The organism is Streptomyces sp. BBFR25 (genome assembly GCF_044590125.1).
GTDB lineage: Bacteria > Actinomycetota > Actinomycetes > Streptomycetales > Streptomycetaceae > Streptomyces > Streptomyces canus_D.
Genome location: NZ_CP172447.1, coordinates 420,057 through 437,167 on the forward strand (window position 1 = coordinate 420,057; position 17,111 = coordinate 437,167).

18 protein-coding genes and 4 pseudogenes are annotated in these 17,111 nt (G+C 67.8%); 14 read left to right on the top strand and 8 right to left on the bottom strand.

What is annotated here, in order from left to right; all coding sequences use genetic code 11:
* Window positions 1-48 precede the first annotated feature (48 nt).
* The 9 genes and pseudogenes from ACGH52_RS01770 to ACGH52_RS01810 all read left to right on the top strand — a co-directional run.
* Window positions 49-96 (top strand): annotated as a pseudogene (locus ACGH52_RS01770) (hypothetical protein); the annotation flags it as partial.
* Between the two features lie 505 nt (window positions 97-601).
* A complete protein-coding gene (locus ACGH52_RS01775; protein WP_399947046.1) occupies window positions 602-1,021 on the top strand; it encodes a hypothetical protein in 420 nt (139 codons plus the stop codon).
* 161 nt (window positions 1,022-1,182) lie between these two features.
* Complete coding sequence (locus ACGH52_RS01780; RefSeq protein ID WP_399937006.1) at window positions 1,183-1,488, top strand: hypothetical protein; 306 nt, start codon at window positions 1,183-1,185, stop codon at window positions 1,486-1,488.
* A 5-nt stretch (window positions 1,489-1,493) separates the two neighbouring features.
* Complete coding sequence (locus tag ACGH52_RS01785) at window positions 1,494-2,453, top strand: terpene synthase family protein (protein WP_399937008.1); 960 nt, start codon at window positions 1,494-1,496, stop codon at window positions 2,451-2,453.
* A gap of 159 nt (window positions 2,454-2,612) precedes the next feature.
* Complete coding sequence (locus ACGH52_RS01790; protein WP_399937009.1) at window positions 2,613-4,130, top strand: prenyltransferase/squalene oxidase repeat-containing protein; 1,518 nt, start codon at window positions 2,613-2,615, stop codon at window positions 4,128-4,130.
* A 131-nt stretch (window positions 4,131-4,261) separates the two neighbouring features.
* A complete protein-coding gene (locus ACGH52_RS01795) occupies window positions 4,262-5,821 on the top strand; it encodes a wax ester/triacylglycerol synthase domain-containing protein (protein WP_399937011.1) in 1,560 nt (519 codons plus the stop codon).
* Entirely contained in the window at window positions 5,818-6,855 is a 1,038-nt protein-coding gene (locus ACGH52_RS01800) for a beta-ketoacyl-ACP synthase III (RefSeq protein ID WP_399937013.1), read from the top strand. Before ACGH52_RS01795 ends, ACGH52_RS01800 begins: the two co-directional genes overlap by 4 nt.
* 191 nt (window positions 6,856-7,046) lie before the next feature.
* Window positions 7,047-7,196, top strand: a complete 150-nt coding sequence (locus tag ACGH52_RS01805) for a hypothetical protein (RefSeq protein ID WP_193777880.1) — start codon at window positions 7,047-7,049, stop codon at window positions 7,194-7,196.
* A 190-nt stretch (window positions 7,197-7,386) separates the two neighbouring features.
* Window positions 7,387-8,685 (top strand): annotated as a pseudogene (locus tag ACGH52_RS01810) (IS630 family transposase).
* A 25-nt stretch (window positions 8,686-8,710) separates the two neighbouring features.
* On the opposite strand, the gene ACGH52_RS01815 reads toward ACGH52_RS01810, so the two are convergent.
* The 3 genes from ACGH52_RS01815 to ACGH52_RS01825 form a co-directional block, all read right to left on the bottom strand.
* On the bottom strand, window positions 8,711-9,172 hold the full coding sequence (locus ACGH52_RS01815) for a hypothetical protein (RefSeq protein WP_399937017.1): 462 nt from the start codon (window positions 9,170-9,172) through the stop codon (window positions 8,711-8,713).
* A gap of 61 nt (window positions 9,173-9,233) precedes the next feature.
* Window positions 9,234-10,093 (bottom strand): IS5 family transposase gene (locus tag ACGH52_RS01820; RefSeq protein WP_399937020.1). Its coding sequence is split into 2 segments (ribosomal slippage): window positions 9,234-9,745 and window positions 9,745-10,093, totalling 861 coding nucleotides; the frame shifts between segments, so codons are not numbered across the junction.
* Between the two features lie 161 nt (window positions 10,094-10,254).
* Window positions 10,255-10,845 (bottom strand): TetR/AcrR family transcriptional regulator, encoded by a 591-nt coding sequence (locus tag ACGH52_RS01825; protein WP_076977943.1) that lies wholly within the window; start codon window positions 10,843-10,845, stop codon window positions 10,255-10,257.
* A 162-nt stretch (window positions 10,846-11,007) separates the two neighbouring features.
* Between ACGH52_RS01825 and ACGH52_RS01830 the strand changes: the two genes are divergently transcribed.
* From ACGH52_RS01830 to ACGH52_RS01840, 3 genes are all read left to right on the top strand, one after another.
* The gene (locus tag ACGH52_RS01830) at window positions 11,008-11,460 is read left to right on the top strand and encodes an iron chaperone (RefSeq protein WP_210975018.1); all 453 of its coding nucleotides are present in this window, start codon (window positions 11,008-11,010) and stop codon (window positions 11,458-11,460) included.
* Between the two features lie 208 nt (window positions 11,461-11,668).
* Window positions 11,669-12,802 carry an IS630 family transposase gene (locus tag ACGH52_RS01835; RefSeq protein WP_399937022.1) on the top strand — a complete coding sequence of 378 codons (1,134 nt, stop codon included), beginning with the start codon at window positions 11,669-11,671 and terminating at the stop codon, window positions 12,800-12,802.
* Window positions 12,803-12,822: 20 nt separating this feature from the next.
* Window positions 12,823-13,563 carry an NUDIX domain-containing protein gene (locus ACGH52_RS01840; RefSeq protein WP_253191537.1) on the top strand — a complete coding sequence of 247 codons (741 nt, stop codon included), beginning with the start codon at window positions 12,823-12,825 and terminating at the stop codon, window positions 13,561-13,563.
* A gap of 2 nt (window positions 13,564-13,565) precedes the next feature.
* Here the strand turns inward: ACGH52_RS01840 and ACGH52_RS01845 are convergent, their stop codons facing one another.
* From ACGH52_RS01845 to ACGH52_RS01855, 3 genes and pseudogenes are all read right to left on the bottom strand, one after another.
* Window positions 13,566-13,766: a hypothetical protein gene (locus tag ACGH52_RS01845; RefSeq protein WP_076977946.1), complete on the bottom strand. Its 201-nt coding sequence runs from the start codon at window positions 13,764-13,766 to the stop codon at window positions 13,566-13,568.
* 98 nt (window positions 13,767-13,864) lie between these two features.
* Window positions 13,865-14,035: a hypothetical protein gene (locus tag ACGH52_RS01850; protein WP_399947048.1), complete on the bottom strand. Its 171-nt coding sequence runs from the start codon at window positions 14,033-14,035 to the stop codon at window positions 13,865-13,867.
* A gap of 135 nt (window positions 14,036-14,170) precedes the next feature.
* Window positions 14,171-14,323: pseudogene (locus tag ACGH52_RS01855) on the bottom strand (alpha/beta hydrolase); the annotation flags it as partial.
* A 128-nt stretch (window positions 14,324-14,451) separates the two neighbouring features.
* Between ACGH52_RS01855 and ACGH52_RS01860 the strand changes: the two are divergent.
* Complete coding sequence (locus ACGH52_RS01860; RefSeq protein ID WP_399937025.1) at window positions 14,452-14,721, top strand: hypothetical protein; 270 nt, start codon at window positions 14,452-14,454, stop codon at window positions 14,719-14,721.
* Window positions 14,722-14,897: 176 nt separating this feature from the next.
* On the opposite strand, the gene ACGH52_RS01865 is transcribed toward ACGH52_RS01860, so the two are convergent.
* Window positions 14,898-15,458, bottom strand: a complete 561-nt coding sequence (locus ACGH52_RS01865) for a TetR/AcrR family transcriptional regulator (protein WP_076977949.1) — start codon at window positions 15,456-15,458, stop codon at window positions 14,898-14,900.
* A 115-nt stretch (window positions 15,459-15,573) separates the two neighbouring features.
* Between ACGH52_RS01865 and ACGH52_RS01870 the strand changes: the two genes are divergently transcribed.
* Window positions 15,574-16,260, top strand: a complete 687-nt coding sequence (locus ACGH52_RS01870) for an SDR family oxidoreductase (protein ID WP_121704405.1) — start codon at window positions 15,574-15,576, stop codon at window positions 16,258-16,260.
* A 124-nt stretch (window positions 16,261-16,384) separates the two neighbouring features.
* Here the strand turns inward: ACGH52_RS01870 and ACGH52_RS01875 are convergent.
* A pseudogene (locus tag ACGH52_RS01875) lies at window positions 16,385-16,677 on the bottom strand (MOSC domain-containing protein); the annotation flags it as partial.
* Window positions 16,678-17,111 lie beyond the last annotated feature (434 nt).

Here is a 17,111-nt window from a genome sequence, read left to right on the forward strand (position 1 = left end):
TCTCGACGGAAGGTCCTGAGCCTGCCGGACTTCGGGGACCGGTACGGGATGGTGCCGATCCTCGACGCGTGGTCCGATGCCGTCGGCGCACCCGGCTGCCGGCAGGAGGGGTCCACCACCATGCCCTTCCTCCTGGCCGGGCCCTCGGACCACGCGGCCGTCCACCTGCTCCAGGACGGCACCAGAGTGACTCCCTTGTCGCGGTGGACCGGGGATCCGGAGGAGTACACCCCTCCCTCCGACTTGAGCGTCGCAGGCGGGTTCGACGCGGTCACCGCACGCGTCAGCCAGGTCCATCGGCTCAGCGGCCGGACCTATTTCGCGCGGCTCGACCAGCTCCTGGTGGACAACCCACCGAACCCCGCCGACGCCGCCTTCGTCGAGCGACTGTCCCGGCTGGGCATCTCCCCCGGAGCACGCCTCGACGACCAGCCGCAGGACGTGCTCGCCGTGCTGGACGCCGCGGCCGCTTCGGGCCCCAAGACGCTGCAGGGCTTCAAGTCGCAGGCGGAGGAGGCCGGCGTGGACTTCCGTGGGACGGTGTTCCGGCGCACCGGATCGGCCCGCTGGTCTGCCCGGGAACGGTGGACTTCCGGGAACGGTGGACTTCTCCCACGCCGTGTTCGAGACCGCGCTGACGCTGGAGGCCGCCGCGCGGGAGGTCCGCTACCGGCAGACACGATGCCGCCCGATGACGGCCACCGTCCTGACGATGATGCTGTGCGAACTGCCGCAGACCGACCCCGACCCCGCCAGTACCGGCACCACCGACGGCCGGCGCATCACCCTGACCACCAGGAGACCGACAACACCTGCCAACCCGGAAGGACCCGACACAAAGCGCCTGTCGGCCAGCCGCTTCGATAAGTCCCTGAGAGTGGTGGCCAACTCGGTGATCTTCCGGGCCTCCGGACAGCACCTGACCGCCACCGGAACATACGTCGGAATGACCGCCCGCCTCGTCGAACCGGCCCTCCTCGGTCTCGCCGTCCTCGCCGTACGCAGCCGCGTGAAGCGCTGATACAGCCCCGGCGCACACCGTCGCGACGGACCAGCGTGCGATCGCCGCATGCGACCCACCCCTCACGCCTTCAGGTGAACTTCCGCTGCGAAAACGTTCGTTCACCCGATGCTGGGGGTGTCATGGGCAATCCTGGCAGCCATCCAACGGAAGGCTTGCTCATGCGACGTCGCAGGGTGATCGCCAGTGCCTTTGTCTCCCTGTCGACTGTTGGCGATGCGACGGTCGGGGCCGAAGCGGCTCTGCCGGTCGATCTCTCCACGTGCGAGCACGACATGTCGAAGACCACGGTCACCGTGCCACCCATGAACTCGCCGGGCTCGGTTGAGGGCGGGCCGTTCGACACGACGCTCAGGCCGAACGGTGCGGCGGTGTCCTCTCGGGCGTTCGGCGCGTCGCAGGCTCCCACGGGGAGCAGCCTGGCCACGTCGGCGGGCCGTGCCGATGTGGTACCGGGGTTGGGCTGAGTCGAATGCTTCGGAAGACTGGTGCCGGCCTGGTCAATGCCGACCTGCTGAGTGAGGTCCGGGCTGAGAGGACCGGCGCTGCGGTGCTGGCATGGGCGCGGGAATCGAGCCTGGTGGTTGACGCTTTCGAAGAAGAACGTCTGCTTGCCATGCGGCTGGGGAAACTCGCTGAGCTGACGGTGCCGGAGGGGAGCGACGCCGATCTGGAACTGACGGCGCAGTGGGCGGCATTCATCTGCCTGGTCGACGACCGGTTCGATCGCAGCCTGGTCGAAATCCGGCCGGAAGAGGTCGCGTCGCTGTTCACCCGGCTGCTGAACGTGATCACCGGTGGCCCTGCCGAATTCGTCAGCGGGCTCGAGCAGGCCCTGGATGATTTGTGGCGGCGTACGGCTCCGCGGATGTCCACTCAGTGGCGGGAGCGGTTCGTTGCCGACTACCGCGACTTCGCCCTGGCCACGCAGGAAGAGGCCGCCGGCCGCAACGACCGGGTCCCGACGGGGCTCAGCGACTACGTGCTGCGGCGTCGCAGGACCATCACCGCCCTGCCTCTGGCAGACATCCTGGAGTGCACCGCCGCCGCGCCCTGGCCCGACCTGCCCATGGGGGAGGACCTGATGAGGGGCCTGCGGCGAGCCGTGGCCGATGTGGCCGGCTGGAGCAATGACCTGGTCTCAGCCGAGGACGACGTGCGGGAGGGCCGCGACAACCTGGTGACCGTGCTGAGCCGTGAGCGCGGCTGCTCCCTGTCCTCGGCACGCGAGCAGGCCACGGCAATGCGCGACGACCGTGTCAGGGATTTCCGTGCCCTGGCAGCCGCGCTGACGGCGTTGCCCCTTCCCGGGACTGAGCGAGAGGGAGTACGGCGTTACGTGGCGGCACTCGGCTCCTTCGTGACCGCGACGCTGCACTGGCTTGGCGTCACCCATCGCTTCGATGCCCACTGGGCATCCCGACCGATGTGACTGCCCTCGTTCCCCCTGCCGACCCACGTTCCACCGCCCCTCCCGTGCCCTCCAAGGACTGGCCCGCCGATGAGACCCCCTGCCGCCAAGCAGCTCCGCCCGGTCTGGCTGTCGTCCTACTTCCCAGCAGCGCTGCCTGCCGGACGCAGACGTCTTCTGGTGCACGTGCTGAACCGGGTGGGTGCGGACGGCGCCGTGCGCGACGCCTGCCGTAGCCGCGTCCTCGAATCCGCGCTCGCCCTGGCGCTGTTGGACCGGTGTGGATCTGGCCACCACGACGCGCGTTCACGCATCGTGAGCTACCTGGAGCGCCATCAGAACAGCGAAGACCTCATTGACAGGACCGTAGCCGCCGCTGCCCTGGGCCGGGTCACCACACAGCCGGCGCGTCGCCAGGCCCTGGAGGCCATTGTCAGCCGGGTGCCGGACTTCACGGGATCACGCAAACGAGCCCTGGCGCAGGCCATCTTCACCATGCTGGGCGTGGCCACCGACCATGCCGACATCGCTCTCCATGCTGTCGATGTGAGGGCGTTGCATCCCTGGGCCGCGGTGCAGACCGCTGCGGTGAACGCGATCCTGGGCCGGGTGGCGGGCAGAAGTCGGGTCGGCGGGGAGGACGTCACCCGACTGGCATCCACCCAACGTCCAGGAAGGGTGTGGGAGGGAAACCTCTTCATTCACCTGTCGGTCCTTCATGCCCTGGTGGACGTCCCCGGTATGGGCAGTGTCGTCGACGCCGGGCTGAGTACTGCCCTCAGGCATCAGCGGGAGGACGGGGGCCTGCCCTTCGTCACGGACACCGACACATGGAGCACCGTCGTCGTAGGGCTCGCTCTGAGCGGTGCCGACGCACCGCGTGAGGTGACGCACCGCATCGCCCAGCACCTCGTGCATGTGCAGCACGCGAACGGCGGCTGGTCGTACACCGATCACGCCGAGCTCTCCGACACGGACTGCACCACCGTCGCAGTCGAGTTCCTGCATCAGCTGGACCCGGTCGCCTACCGCGACCCGATCGACCGTGCCCTGGACGCACTGGTCGCGGTCCGCGGCGCCGACGGCGGATTCCCCACCTACGGAGCGGGCACTCCCTCCGAGGCCTGCATGACCGCCGCCGCGATCAACGCGCTCAGCACCCGAGTCCGCCACCGTCACCTCATCCAGCCTGCCCTGCGCTTCCTCGCCGACCGTCAGATGCCTGACGGCTCCTTTCCCCCCGGCTGGAGCGGCAGTCGCCTGCACACCCTCTTCAGGGCCTACCTCGCCACCCACCACTCGCAGCCCTCTCCGGCGGTGCACGAGATGAGCGGTCGGATCGCCGACCTGGTACTGAGCACACAGAACGCGGACGGCGGCTTCGGACAGAGAGACGGCACCTCAAGCGATGCCATCAGCACCGCATACGCCCTGATCATCCTGGCCGGACAGCGCGACCCTGCTCCCGCTGCACACGCCACTGGCTACCTGCTCACACAGCAGCGTCCCGACGGCAGCATCATCTCCATTCCCGACATGCTCGGCCCGCGCCCCTTCCCGTATCACGTCCCCGTACTGACCGACGCGTTCACTCTTCTCGCCCTGGACCACCTCACCCCTCACATCTGGCCCTCACGCGTTGCCGTGCCAGGCCGTCGGCACGGCAACGCGCAACTCTCCCAGAGGACGGCCCCATGAGACCGCGCTCCAAACCGACTCCCCCGCCCGGAACGGATGCCTGGGCACGGGATGTGCGGCGGGCACCGACTGGCCCCTGACCTGACCTCTGAGCCCCACTCCCCCACCGAACCACCACCACGGAGAACCCCGTGACCGTACCCCTGCGTCCCACGCCCATGGACCTGACCATGCACGACATGACCCAGGCCTGTCCCACGGTCTCCCAGACCATCGGAGTGATCCTCCACCTGGAAGGAACCGCTCCAACCCTCAGCGAACTGCGCACCCATGTCAGCTCCCACCTGAAAGACCAACCGCGCCTGACCCACTACCTCCACGGCCCCGGACTCAAAGCGCGCTGGCACCACGACCCAGCCCCCGACCTCAACCACCGCGTCCGCGAACAGCACCTCCCCCCAGGCGACCAGCACCTCGATACAGCCCTGACCGACCTCGTCGCGCACCCCTTGCCCGCCGAGGGCCCGTTGTGGGACGTCTGGCTGCTGGCCGGGTACGCCGAGCAGCGTTACGCGATCTGCCTCCGAGCGCACCACAGCACCCAGGACGGTATGGGCATGATCGGTACGCTGACTGCCTTGTTCGGCACCGCACCCGCGCCCACCAGGCACCCGGCTCTCCGGGCAGGCGCCGCGGCCTACCTGAGCACCGTGCGCGGCATGCTCGCCGTAAGCACCGTCAACAACACCTGGAACGACACCGAGCTGCCCCTGACCGGCCATCGCGACATCAACTGGGCTGATGTCCCCACCCAGCGGCTGCGGCAAGCCGCCACCGCCCGCGGCGGTGACACGAACGACGGCTTCCTGGCCGTCCTCAGCGGAGCCCTGCGCACATGGGCTGCACAATCCTGGACCCGCGGCGCCGACCGGACGCTCCCAGCGATCACGATGGTCAATCTGCGGCGGGCCGAGGAACACGACCGGCCGGGGAACTTCTTCACCTTCGCACCCGCGCCTCTGCCCTGCCACGAGCCGACAGCCGAAGGTCGCCTCGATCAGATCATCGCCGCAACCCGCACCGCGAAAGACCCTGCCTGCCACAAGGCCATGCGCTCCGTGATGGACCTCGTCCCCGCACGCGCCTTCCATGCTTTGGCCACCCGGCTGACCACACCCGACCGGGCCACCATCAGCACGTCCTACCTGGCCGTCCACCGGCCGTTGCGGTACAAGCAGGACCCCGTCACCCGCCTCCAGCCCTTCACCTGGCTCCCCCGGCACCACCCGGCGTCGATCGTGGCCTGCAGCTACAACGGAACCACCAGCATCTGCTTCGTTACCGACGCGGCCCTCCCCGGGCTGGACCAGCTGCCCCGTCTGTGCCACGACGCCGTGGGCGACCTCCCGCGCTCGGAAGACGAACCGCAGGCGGGCAGCCGAGCGGAGCGACTTCCCCACCCCGGCGTTACGCTCCCCGCCCCTGCGGCTGCCCGTGATACCGCAGTCGTCATCGATTTCGACTTCGTCAAAGGCATCCTCGTCCACCAGGGGAACCTGCCGGCCGAATCGATCACGCGTCAGGCGACGCTGGAGGAAGCGGGCATCGACTCCCTGGCGGTGACCGAGCTGTCGATGATTCTCGAAGAGCGACTGGGCATCATGATCACCGAGAACGAGCTGGCGAAGCCGACCACCATGGAGGACCTGGTCAGCCTCGTAGCTCAACGGACAGAGAAGACAAGCCGTTGATCTTTGCACGTAGAGCCATGCCTCCGGCACCGGCGCCTGCCGCGCGGTTGATCGGCCTGGGGTCCTATCTGCCCCCGCTGAAGGTGAGCAACGCCGACCTCGCAGCACGCCTGGACACGACGGATGAATGGATTCGCACCCGTATCGGCATTGCCGAGCGACACATCGCCGATCCGGCGACTGCCACCAGCGACCTGGCCGTGGAGGCAGGAAGCCGGGCGATGAAATCGGCCGAGCTCGAGCATGTCGACGCAGTGATCCTGGCCACCGCCACTCCGGACCATCACGTTCCCGGCACCGCACCGGTGGTCGCCCACCGACTCGGCCTGTGTCAGGTGTCTGCCTTCGACCTCGGTGCAGGATGCTCGGGCTTCGTCTACGCGACGACTGTCGCAGCGGGACTCATCCATGCGGGAACCGTCGGCACCGTACTGGTCATCGGAGCGGAGAAGCTGTCGGCCGTCATCGACCCCGCCGACCGATCCACCGCGCCGATCTTCGGCGACGGAGCGGGGGCAGTCGTACTCACAGCCGGACACGCCGACGAACCCGGAGCCGTCGGACCGGCCGCATGGGGCAGCGACGGCGGTCACGCAGACGCCCTCGTCATCCCCGGCGGAGGGTCCCGAAGCCCTTCACGTACCACCGCCGATCTGGAAAATCTCTACGTACGTATGAATGGAAACGAGGTATTCCGCCATGCTGTGCGCCGCATCACTCAGGTGACTCAAGAGGCAGCCACCGCGGCGGGATGGACCGCCCAGGACATCGACAGGCTGATCGTCCACCAAGCAAACGCACGCATCAGTGCAGCAGCCGCCCACGCCCTAGGGATTCCGGCCGAACGCGTACCGTCCAACATCGCCCGGGTCGGCAATACTTCCGCGGCTTCGATCCCCCTGCTGCTGAGTCACGCCGCAATCGACGGACAGCTGAAAGCCGGACAACGAGTCGTCGTGGCAGCCTTCGGCGCGGGCTTCACCTGGGCGGCCACCACTCTGCTGTGGCCCACCGGCCTCCAGGCTCTCGCCTGAGCGCCTGTGGCTGCCCCGCGGAAGCGCAGCGCCTCGGTCCTGAGCAAACGCACGGCTACGAGCCGTCCACCGAGGGTGCGGTGGCTCATACCTGACTGTGCGGGAGCGTCCCGCGGTGACCTGGAACGGGAGGGCAATCAGGTGAGCAGCAGCGACGCCAGAGGGCCGAGGAAGGTCGATGTGCGGCTCAGGTGGGATCCGAGCCCGAGGCACCGGCCGCCTCACACCTCGACATCCTGACGGTCCTGACCGTCCCGCAGTCCTACACCGCCGACTTCTCGACCGGCCCCGATGGCCGCAGGCTGCTGATCGGCGGTGTGGAGAGCGGCGTCCACGCCTGAGGCCCGAGCGTCTGCGACACCGCGGGCTCCTACGTCCCGAGCGTCGGCATCGCCGGATCATGGGCGGACGCAACCATCTGGCCGCCGACCTCGACGTGACGGCACCGACGACGACTCCTAGTGTGCTGCGCCAGAAATCCTGATGGTTAGTAAGTACCCTGTTGCCACGTCGCATCCGGGTCCTTCTGCTGTGGCGATCACGTTGTCCGAATCAGAGCGCGCCGAGTTGGTGCGCCGGACGAAAATGCCGCACCGGCGCTCGGCCGAGAAGGCTCGCATCATCCTGGCGTCTGCTGACGGCATGTCAAACGCGGCTGTCGCAGGACTCGTCGGTGTCCAGGCCAAGACGGTCGGCAAGTGGCGTCGGGCTTTCGCCGCAGAGCGGATGGCCAGGCTTGAGGACGCCGGCTGGATCGGCCGGCCGAAGGCCGACCTGATCCTCGACGATGCTGAGCGCAGGCAGCTGCAGCAGTGGGCACGGCAGGCCAGGACCGCCCAGTTCCTCGCGTTACGAGCCAAGATCGTGCTGCGCTGCGCGGAAGGCGGGACGAACCAGCAGGCCGCGGCCGACCTCGGCATCGACAGGTCGACCGTGGACCGCTGGCGGGCCCGGTTCATCGCAAAACGCCTCGATGGCCTGCAGGACAAGCCGCGCTCGGGCCGACCGCCCTCGATCCTCCTCGACCAGGTCGAGGAGGTCGTCGTGGCCACCCTGGAGTCGGTCCCGGGCCAGGCCACGCACTGGTCACGGGCCTCGATGGCCCAGCGCACCGGTAGGTCGAAGTCGACGATCGGACGGATCTGGAAGCGGTTCGACCTCAAGACCCACCTGCAGGACTCCTTCAAGCTGTCCACCGATCCGCAGTTCGTCGCCAAGGTCGTCGACGTCGTCGGCCTGTACCACCACCCGCCCGAAAAGGCGGTCGTGCTCTGCGTGGACGAGAAAAGCCAGATCCAGGCGCTGGATTGGCCCCAGCCGGTGCTCCCGATGACGCCAGGCATGCCCGAACGCCGCACCCACGACTATCTGCGGCACGGCATCACCAGTCTGTTCGCCGCCTTCAACGTCGCCGACGGCACCGTCATATCGGCACTGCACCGCCGCCACCGAGCGATCGAGTTCAAGAAGTTCCTGATCCGGATCGACAAGGCGGTGCCCGCCGGGCTCGACCTTCACCTCGTCTGCGACAACTACGCCACCCACAACACCGCCGAAGGACGTGGCTCAGCAGGTACCCCCGCTTCCACGTCCATTTCACCCCCACCGGCTCCTCCTGGATGAACCAGGTGGAACGGTGGTTCGGCCTGCTCACCGACAAGCTCATCCGCCGCGGCGTCCACACCTCCGTGAAGGCGCTGGAGGACGACATCACTGCATGGATCGACACCTGGAACGAGAACCACCTGGACCAAGACAGCCGACGAGATCCTCAACTCCCTCGCCGACTACCTCACCAAGGTCGGAACCACCGGCCAGACATCAGGGTAGAACTAGAGCGTGTCTCCTTGATCGCCTACAGGCTGGGGCGTTTGCGGTGGTTCATGGTGGTGCCGTCAGGGTTCGGCCCGAAGGCGGCCTCTAGAACGGCGGGGAGGTCCTCCTCAGGGACCCTGGTACGCACGTCCGCCAGAACCTGGGGAAAGTCGTCATCGTCGATGACGCCCATGTGCTCCTGACGTAGTTGATAGACGATCTCGACGAGCTCCGGTCTCAGCCGCATCCAGGCACGGGAGCTACGGATCTCTTCATCGACCTGGTGCATGAACCAGCGCATGACTTCGTACGGGACGTCAGTGTGTTCTGCGCTTGGGTTGAAGCACAGTGTCGGCTCCCGTGCCGGATCCTCGTCGGGGATGGTTGCGGTCACGAGATTCCGTTGCCCGGCCACGAGATCCAGTTCCAGATACCAGGCGTCATCGGGCACGGAGTAGATTGCGGTGATCGCATAGTCGCCGTCGGGGTGTCGAAAGACCATTGCCGCATGCTGCCACGCTGGGCTGAGGACGTGCCTCTCCAATTGGTGCGGCCCAACGTCCTTACGCCCGGGCCCAGATGAGGATGGCAGCGAAGTGGAGCGCTGCCTGGTAGGCGATGGCGAGCTTGTCCGTTCGCATGGCCAGACCACGCCACTGCTTGAACCGATTGATACACCGCTCGACCGCGTTGCGCTGCTTGTACGCCTCCGCATCGAAGCCGGGCGGCCGGCCACCGGCGCGACCTCGACGCAGACGGTGAACGACCTGGTCGGCGGGCTGCGGGATCACGGCACGGATGCCTCGCCGCCGGAGATGCTCACGGATCGCGCGGGATGAATACGCGCGGTCCGCCAGGACGGCGTCCGGCCGGGTTCGCGGTCTTCCTGGCCCGCTTCGCGGAACACGGATGCCCGCCATGACCACCTCGAAGGCCGGCGCGTCGCCCGCCTGTCCCGCCGTGACGCGGAGTGCCAACGGCCGTGCGTGTCCATCACTGACGAGATGGACTTTCGTACTCAGGCCGCCGCGGGAACGTCCGAGCACATGGTCATCCGGCTCAGCCTGAAGTAGTGCCCCCTTTTCCTGGCTCCGGCGGCGTGCTGGTGGGCCCGGCATACGGTGGAGTCCACCGACACAGTCCAGCCGATGTCGTCAACACCGTCGGCCGCTGCCAGGAGCGCGGCGAGGATACGTTCCCAGGTACCGTCAGCAGCCCACCTGAGCAGCCGTTTGTGAGCGGTCTGGAATGAGCTCAGCTCGTCCGGCAGGTCCCGCCAAGGCGAGCCGGTGCGGTACTTCCACGCGATGGCCTCCAGGGTTCGACGATGGTTGGCCCACCGTCGGCCGCGGACCGGATCGGCCGGCATCAACGGCTTGATCCGGTCCCACATCGCATCAGTGATCACTAGCCGGACGGACATATCCGATCAACCAACAAACGGATCAAGGAGACACGCTCTAGCCCTCAGGATTTCTGGCGCAGCACACTAGTGCCGCATCAGACAACCTTTGCCCTGTTGTGCGGTTGTGACCTGTACGGCCCTCGGATCGGGAGAGTAGGTCCGACTTGTGCGGTCGAGTCCTAACTGCTGGTTCCGTAGGCGGCCATGAACATGTCCAGCAATCCGTCGACCACGTGCTCGTCGATGGGGCGTGTTGACAGCAGGCTGCGGTAGTACAGCGTGCCGCAAAGCACCTCGGCGGCGAATTCCAGATTCGCTTCCGCGGTCAGTTGACCGGTGCGCTGGGCGCGGGTGATTCGGTCGAGGGTGCTCTGCTCGACGGTGACCAGGAATCGTTCGTGCAGGGTCGCCCGCAGCATTGAATCGGCCTGCGCCTCGGCGATGACTGCGCGGTAGACGGGGCCGATCGGCGGGCTGGAGAGGGCAAGGCCCGAGCGTAGGAACTGTTCGCGCAAATCCGCGCGGACGTCCCCGGTGTCGCGGTAGTCCAGGTCACTGGTCCACACGCGGCTGAGCGCGTCGAGCAGCAGCGCCGACATGGACGGCCAGCGCCGGTAGATCGTGTGTTTTCCGACCCCGGCCCTTCGGCCGACCGCCTCGATGCTCAGGCCCGCGTATCCGACCTCCGCAGCCAGATCGAGGGTTACCTGCAGCAGCGCTTCGGTGCGCGCGGCGCCTCGGCGCCTCGGCGTGGCGGGCGTGTCGGTCATGCCGCCATCCTAACGGCACATGGCGTGCCGTTGACAATGTCGAGGGCTCTGCGCAGTATTCAGACTCGATCGGCACGTTGCGTGCCGATGTCGGATGTGGCGGCACGTCGCCACCTACGCGCCCAAGATCCAGCACATCAGACCCTCAAAGGGAGATCTGCCATGAGCAACACCGAAAGCAGCACGCACGAGCGATTCACGACCGAGGAGCGGGCCGCGATGAAGGACCACGCCCAAGAGCTGAAGACGGCAGCCCGCCGCAGCTCGCGCGCGGACAAGGCCGCGGAGGCGGAGCGGGACGTGCTCGCGAAGATCGCCGAAATGCAGCACTCGGACCGGATCATGGCTGAGCGGGTCCATGCAGTCATCACAGCCAGCGCCCCGGCCCTCGCACCGAAGCTCTGGTACGGGATGCCCGCCTACGCACTGGACGGCAAGGTCCTGTGCTTCTTCCAGAGCGCGGAGAAGTTCAAGGCGCGCTACGCGACGCTCGGGTTCAGCGACCAGGCGAAGCTGGACGAGGGCACGATGTGGGCGGCCGGTTTCGCCCTGACCGAGGTGACGGCCGAGGTGGAGGCGCGGATCGGTGCGCTCGTGAAGCAGGCGGTGAGCTAAGGCGCGCCCGGTTAACGGGCTGGGCCTGTGGCACCTTGGCGTGCTCAGCGGCCTGGCGCTGCTGGCACAGCATCTCCTGCGCGCCTTCACTGACGACGTCGAGGCGCCAGGCTGACCAGAGCAGGTGGCAAATCCTGCTGCTCAGTCGCAGATGTGACGCGCCGTCCGGGTGCCGCTTCGGACGGCGCGCGTGCGCCAGGCTGGGCCGATGGCAGAGCGAGTGCGGGTCCGCGAGATCGATGACGCCGAGGGCAGACGGCTGCTGCGGATCATCCGCAGGGGAATCGGGTCAGTGGTGACCTGGCGGCGGGCCCAGATGGTGCTGCTGTCCGCCCAGAGCATGCCCGTGGCGAAGATCGCCGAGGTCACGTTCACCAGCGCGGACCGAATCCGGGACGTGATCCACAACTTCAACACCGACGGCTTCAACTCGCTCTACCCCAAGTACAAGGGCGGGCGGCCCAAGACCTTCACCCTCTCGGAACGCCGCGAGATCAAGAAGATCGCCAAGTCCAAGCCGGCCGAACACGGCCTGCCGTTTTCGACCTGGAGCCTGGCCAAGCTGGCCGACTTCCTGGTCTCCGAGGGGGTGGTCGACGAAATCAGCCACGAGGGCCTTCGGGTCCTGCTTCGTGAGGAGGGCGTCTCGTTTCAACGCGTGAAGACCTGGAAGACCTCCCGCGACCCCGACTATGCCGCCAAGAAGGCCCGCGTCGAGCACCTCTACGCGATCGCCGACCGCGAGGTCATACCCGAGGAAGGCGAGCCCGAAGTCATCTTCTGCATGGACGAGTTCGACCCGCTCAACCGCCAACCCCACCCAGGGCGGCAGTGGGCCGAGCGCGGCGGCCGGCACAAGGATCCCGACCGGGAACCCCGGCCCCGCCGACGGGCGACCTACACTCGCCCGCACGGGGTCAGGTACCTGTTCGCCGCCTATGACCTGGCCCAGGACAAGCTCTACGGCCACATCAAGCCGAAGAAGAACCGCACGAGGTTCCTGGAGTTCTGCCGCTACCTGTGCAGTCTCCACCCGCCCAAGATCCACATCGCGATCGTGCTCGACAACTTCTCCACGCACCTGACCACCAAGAAGGACACCCGGGTCCGCGACCGGGCGGCAGCCAACAACGTCGAGTTCGCCTACACGCCGACCAACAGTTCCTGGCTCAACCGCATCGAGGCCCAGTTCACCGCCTTGCGCTACTTCACGCTGGACGGCACCGACCACGCCAGCCACAAGGAGCAGGGCAGCATGGTCCGCCGCTACATCATCTGGCGGAACAAGCACGCCAAGGACGAGCGACTACGCGCAGTCGTTGACAAGGCAAACGTTGCCTGACGCGGCACTAGGATGGGCCGGTGACCGAGACACTGCCCCCCGTGGGCATTGACCTCTTCGACGTTGAACGGCTCCTGCTCACCGAAGCTGCGGAGCCGCCACTGTCGCCCCAGGACGCTACGGCCCGCGACCGGGTGTGGGACATGGCGGTCAAGGCCAACCCCGCCCTCTTTGACGGGCCCGCGGTGGCGTGCGGGCAGCTGGAGCGGACTGGTCCAGGCGTCCTGCGCCTCTCGTGGGTGCGTGTGACCTACCGGCACTACGCCCTGCGTCGCGTGCCGGGTGCCACCGCACTGCCGTCGCTGTTCGTGAACGTGGTTCAGCCGACAGACGACGGCCGCGTGCTGGCAGCGAGGATGTCGCCCTCGACGGCCGCGCCGGGCCGCTGGCAGCTGCCAGGTGGTTCTGTGGAGCCTCCCCAGGACGGGGCAGTGCTGGACGAGGCGGCACTGGCCGGCCAGGCCGCGCGCGAACTGGCCGAGGAGTTGGGTGTCGCCGCGGCCGCGGAGGATCTGGAGTTGTGGATTGTCACCCGAGGTGAACACGGCAGTGTCGGATTGACCTATCTGGCCCCGACCCTTCCCGAGGCAACGCTGCGCGCTCACTTCACCGCTGGCGCGGCAGCCGAGCACAGCGAGGGCCGCGAACCCGAACTCGACACCATCGTGCTGGTGGGCTCTGCGGACGAACTGGCCGGTCTGGACGGCCCGCATACGGATTATCTGGAACCGATCGTCCGCCGCTTCTTCGATCAGTGTTGACGTTACGTGCCTGCGAGGAAGTCCTGTCCCTGTTCGTCGAGTTGGACCACGCACCGCAGTCCCCGGGCCCTGAATCTCCTGAGGTCGCTGCGCATGCGGGAGACCGCCTTGCGGGTGCGGACGGAGCGGACACCGCCCATGTGGTCGATGCCCTTGTGCCACGTGAGGCAGGCCTGTTCGATGCTGCCGCGCTTGAGGTGCATTGGCGACCTGTCACGTGATCACGATCCGGCGCTCAAGGGCGCCGGCAAACGGCAACTGGTAGCAAGGGGCCCGGGGCGGCGGCCGCCCCGTGATGGGGTCAGGTCTCGGTGACGGTTTTGATGACCCCTCTGGCGTGGGCGAGGGCTGCCCGCGATTCGGGGAGTTGCGGGAGGCCGACGAAGACGTGGAAGGCGTCGGGGTAGAGGTTGATCTCGGCCTGGGTGCCGGCGGCCTTGGCGTTGGCCTTGGCCTTGGCCTTGGCGACCATCGCGCAGGCTGTCGTCGACCGGGCTGAGCCAGGGGTGCTGCAGGGGGCGGTCCCTGGCCCAGCGGCGCATGGCCCAACGCGCTCCTTCGCTGCCGAGCATGGGTCTCGCGGCTCGCTGACTGGGATGTCGGGGTTGGTCAGGGTCGCGTCTGCACAGGGCGAGAACAGCAGGACCGCGTCGGGAAGAGGACGGCGTTCGTCCCGGGCGCGGATGGTGAGCGCCGTCGCGAGGGCGCCGCCCGCTGAATCACCCGCGGCGATCAGGCACCACCACACGGTCCTGGCCATGGCCGCTGACGTCTGCCTGCCCGTCCTGCGGGCCCGCCATCTACACGCGGACAAAGCGGAAACGGAGCCTCCCCGCTCATCCACCTCAGCCTCGTCGAGATCAGACCATCCCGGATGCCCTGGACGCCGTGATGGCGATTGTCCGGCCGGTTGTCGAATGCAACCGGACCCAGGTCGACAACGGGCGCGTCTACCAGCGCGAGCTGGTCTTCGGTGGCCCCGCCGAGCCCCACCCCCGCAAGGCGCTCGCTATCACCGGGCGGACCGAGGGGGCCGTGGCCGCCACGCCGTGCCGGGATGCACGGGTCAGCAAGGCGGATGCGGCGACGACGGCGCCCGTGGTGTCCGCCGTGGTGTTCCTCGCTATGGCAGCGAATGCGAGCGTCACCGCGAGCTGACACGTTGACGTCGGCTGCGCAGGATCCACTTCACGGGAATGCGGCCGGAACTGGCTGATGTCCAGCGCACGGTGAAGCCGAGCCGGGCCGACGGCCTTCTGCCGCCAACTCCGCCTGATCGCGGACACCTCGTCGCTCAGGAGTGCGGTCGACGTGTACCCCCACCACGCCCTTGTTCAGCCTGTTTCCGTCAAGGCTGCGTGTGCGGCGGCAAGGATCTCCCCGGAGAGCGGGGAGCCCTTGGTGGCACGGGACAGGACCAGCGCGCCGAACAGGGTGCAGAGGCGGACGATGCCGTCCTGGTCGTCACCGGCCAGGAAGTCGGCGAAGTCGGCCACCCCTTCGGCGTAGACGCGCCGGGCCTCACGCCCCTCGCCCTCGCGCGCGATGTCGGTGGCGAGCGCGGCGACCGGGCAGCCGTCCGCCGGGTCGTCACGGTGTTCGACGGAGAGGTAGGTGTCGATCAGCGCCTGCTGGGCGGCGGCGCGCTGCCCGTCGTGCCGCTCGAGCCCGGCGCTGTAGTGCTGGGTGTGCTCGGCGAAGGCGTGGGCGGTGGCCTCGTCGACGAGTGCCTCTTTGGAGGCGAACTGCTTGTAGAAGGCGCCATGGGTCAGGCCGGCAGCCTTCATCAGGTCGGCGACGCTGACCTGCGTGCCCTGCTCCCGGAACAACCGGGACGCGGTGTCCACCACCCGCCTGCGGTTCTCCTCCGCCTGCGCCTGCGATACGCGGCCCATGACCACCTCCCGTTTGGATGTCGACTGGCATCTATCCTAGCTCGGTGTTTAGATTGGATAGGTAATCTAATTCGGCAGGTGGCCCGTCGACCCCTGCCAGGACAAGGAGCAGACCATGGAACTGAAGAACGCGGTCGCGGTCGTCACCGGCGCCAACCGGGGACTCGGACGGCACCTGGCCGCCCAGCTCGTCGAGCGCGGTGCGAAGGTGTACGGCGCGGCCCGACGCCCCGAGACGGTCGACCTGCCGGGCGTCACCCCGCTGCGCCTCGACATCACGGACCAGGAGTCCATACGGGAGGCCGCCCGCACCGCCTCCGACGCGACGTTGCTGATCAACAACGCAGGCATCTCCACCGGCGCGACGCTGATCGGCGGCGACCTGGCTGAGGTGCGCAGGGAGATGGAGACCAACTTCTTCGGCCCGCTCGCCGCGACCCGCGCCTTCGCCCCCGTCATCGAGGGCAACGGTGGTGGCGCCGTCCTCAACGTCCTGTCCGCGCTGTCCTGGTACCACCCGGCCGGTCTCGGCTCCTACGCCGCGTCCAAGGCCGCCGCTTGGGCGCTGAGCGACGCGACCCGTGAGGAGCTGGCACCGCGCGGGATCGCAGTCTCCGCTCTACACGTCGGCTACATGGACACCGACATGGCCGCCGGCGTGCCCGCCGATCAGAAGGTCGCCGCCGCCGACGTCGCGGCCCAGGCCCTTCACGGCATCGAGACCGGCCTGCCCGAGATCCTCGCCGACGAAACCAGCCGGTACGTCAAGCAGAGCCTGACCGACGCGCAGTACGCCGCCTGACCAAGGTCAGCGCGGGACCACTCGGCGCGCCCCACGAGGGCATCGCCGCTCCCCGGGGCCGCCTCCACGGAGGCACCCCCGACTGCGTCACCGCCCCGGTCATGCCGGTGGCCTGATGGGTGAAGAACAGATCGACGTCGCGGCGCGGCACGGATGTCGCAACCTCCTGGCACAGTGTGCCGAAGCGGTCCGTGTCGTCGCCCGCGCCAAACGTGAGCCGCGTGCCGTCGACGGCGACGGCAAGCCGGATCAGGGCGAGGCGGGGTGCCGGCGTTGTGTCCGGAAGATCCCGCCTTCACTGATGACCATGAAACTGCGGTCGTGGGCACGTCCCGCCGGTGTCAGGAGCGCATCACTTGTCGACGTGCCTGCGCACCCCTTGACGGGATAGCAGATCAGACCCACGACGTTGCCCATGTGCCGCCCGCCTTCGGTCACGACCACAGTAAAAAGTACGCCGTTGCCAGGGTGCCGTCTCATCCCTACATTGCTCCGAGCACCTTGGAGATCATTCCGTTAGGCCTCTGCGACCGCGAGGGTAATGGTTGAGCGATCGCCACCGAAAGCACGCCCAGCCCAGCACCGAATGCGGCACCAGCGGTCCGCTGCAGGCCTCCTCGTGCAGCATGGCGGTGCCCCTCAGGACAAGCCTGCCACGGCCCAGGCAACTCCTCGATCGGACGGGCGAGATGCCGTCGAGAACCCCCCGTGAACAGCCGATGTGCCCGCACCGCCCGATCGATCGTGATCTTCGCATCCGGATCAGGCCCTCCGCCTGGCCCAGCACTCATCCGCTATCGCGCACGCACTCGTAAGACGTCGCTTCTCCTGGTTCAGGTGAGGTGTGGAGT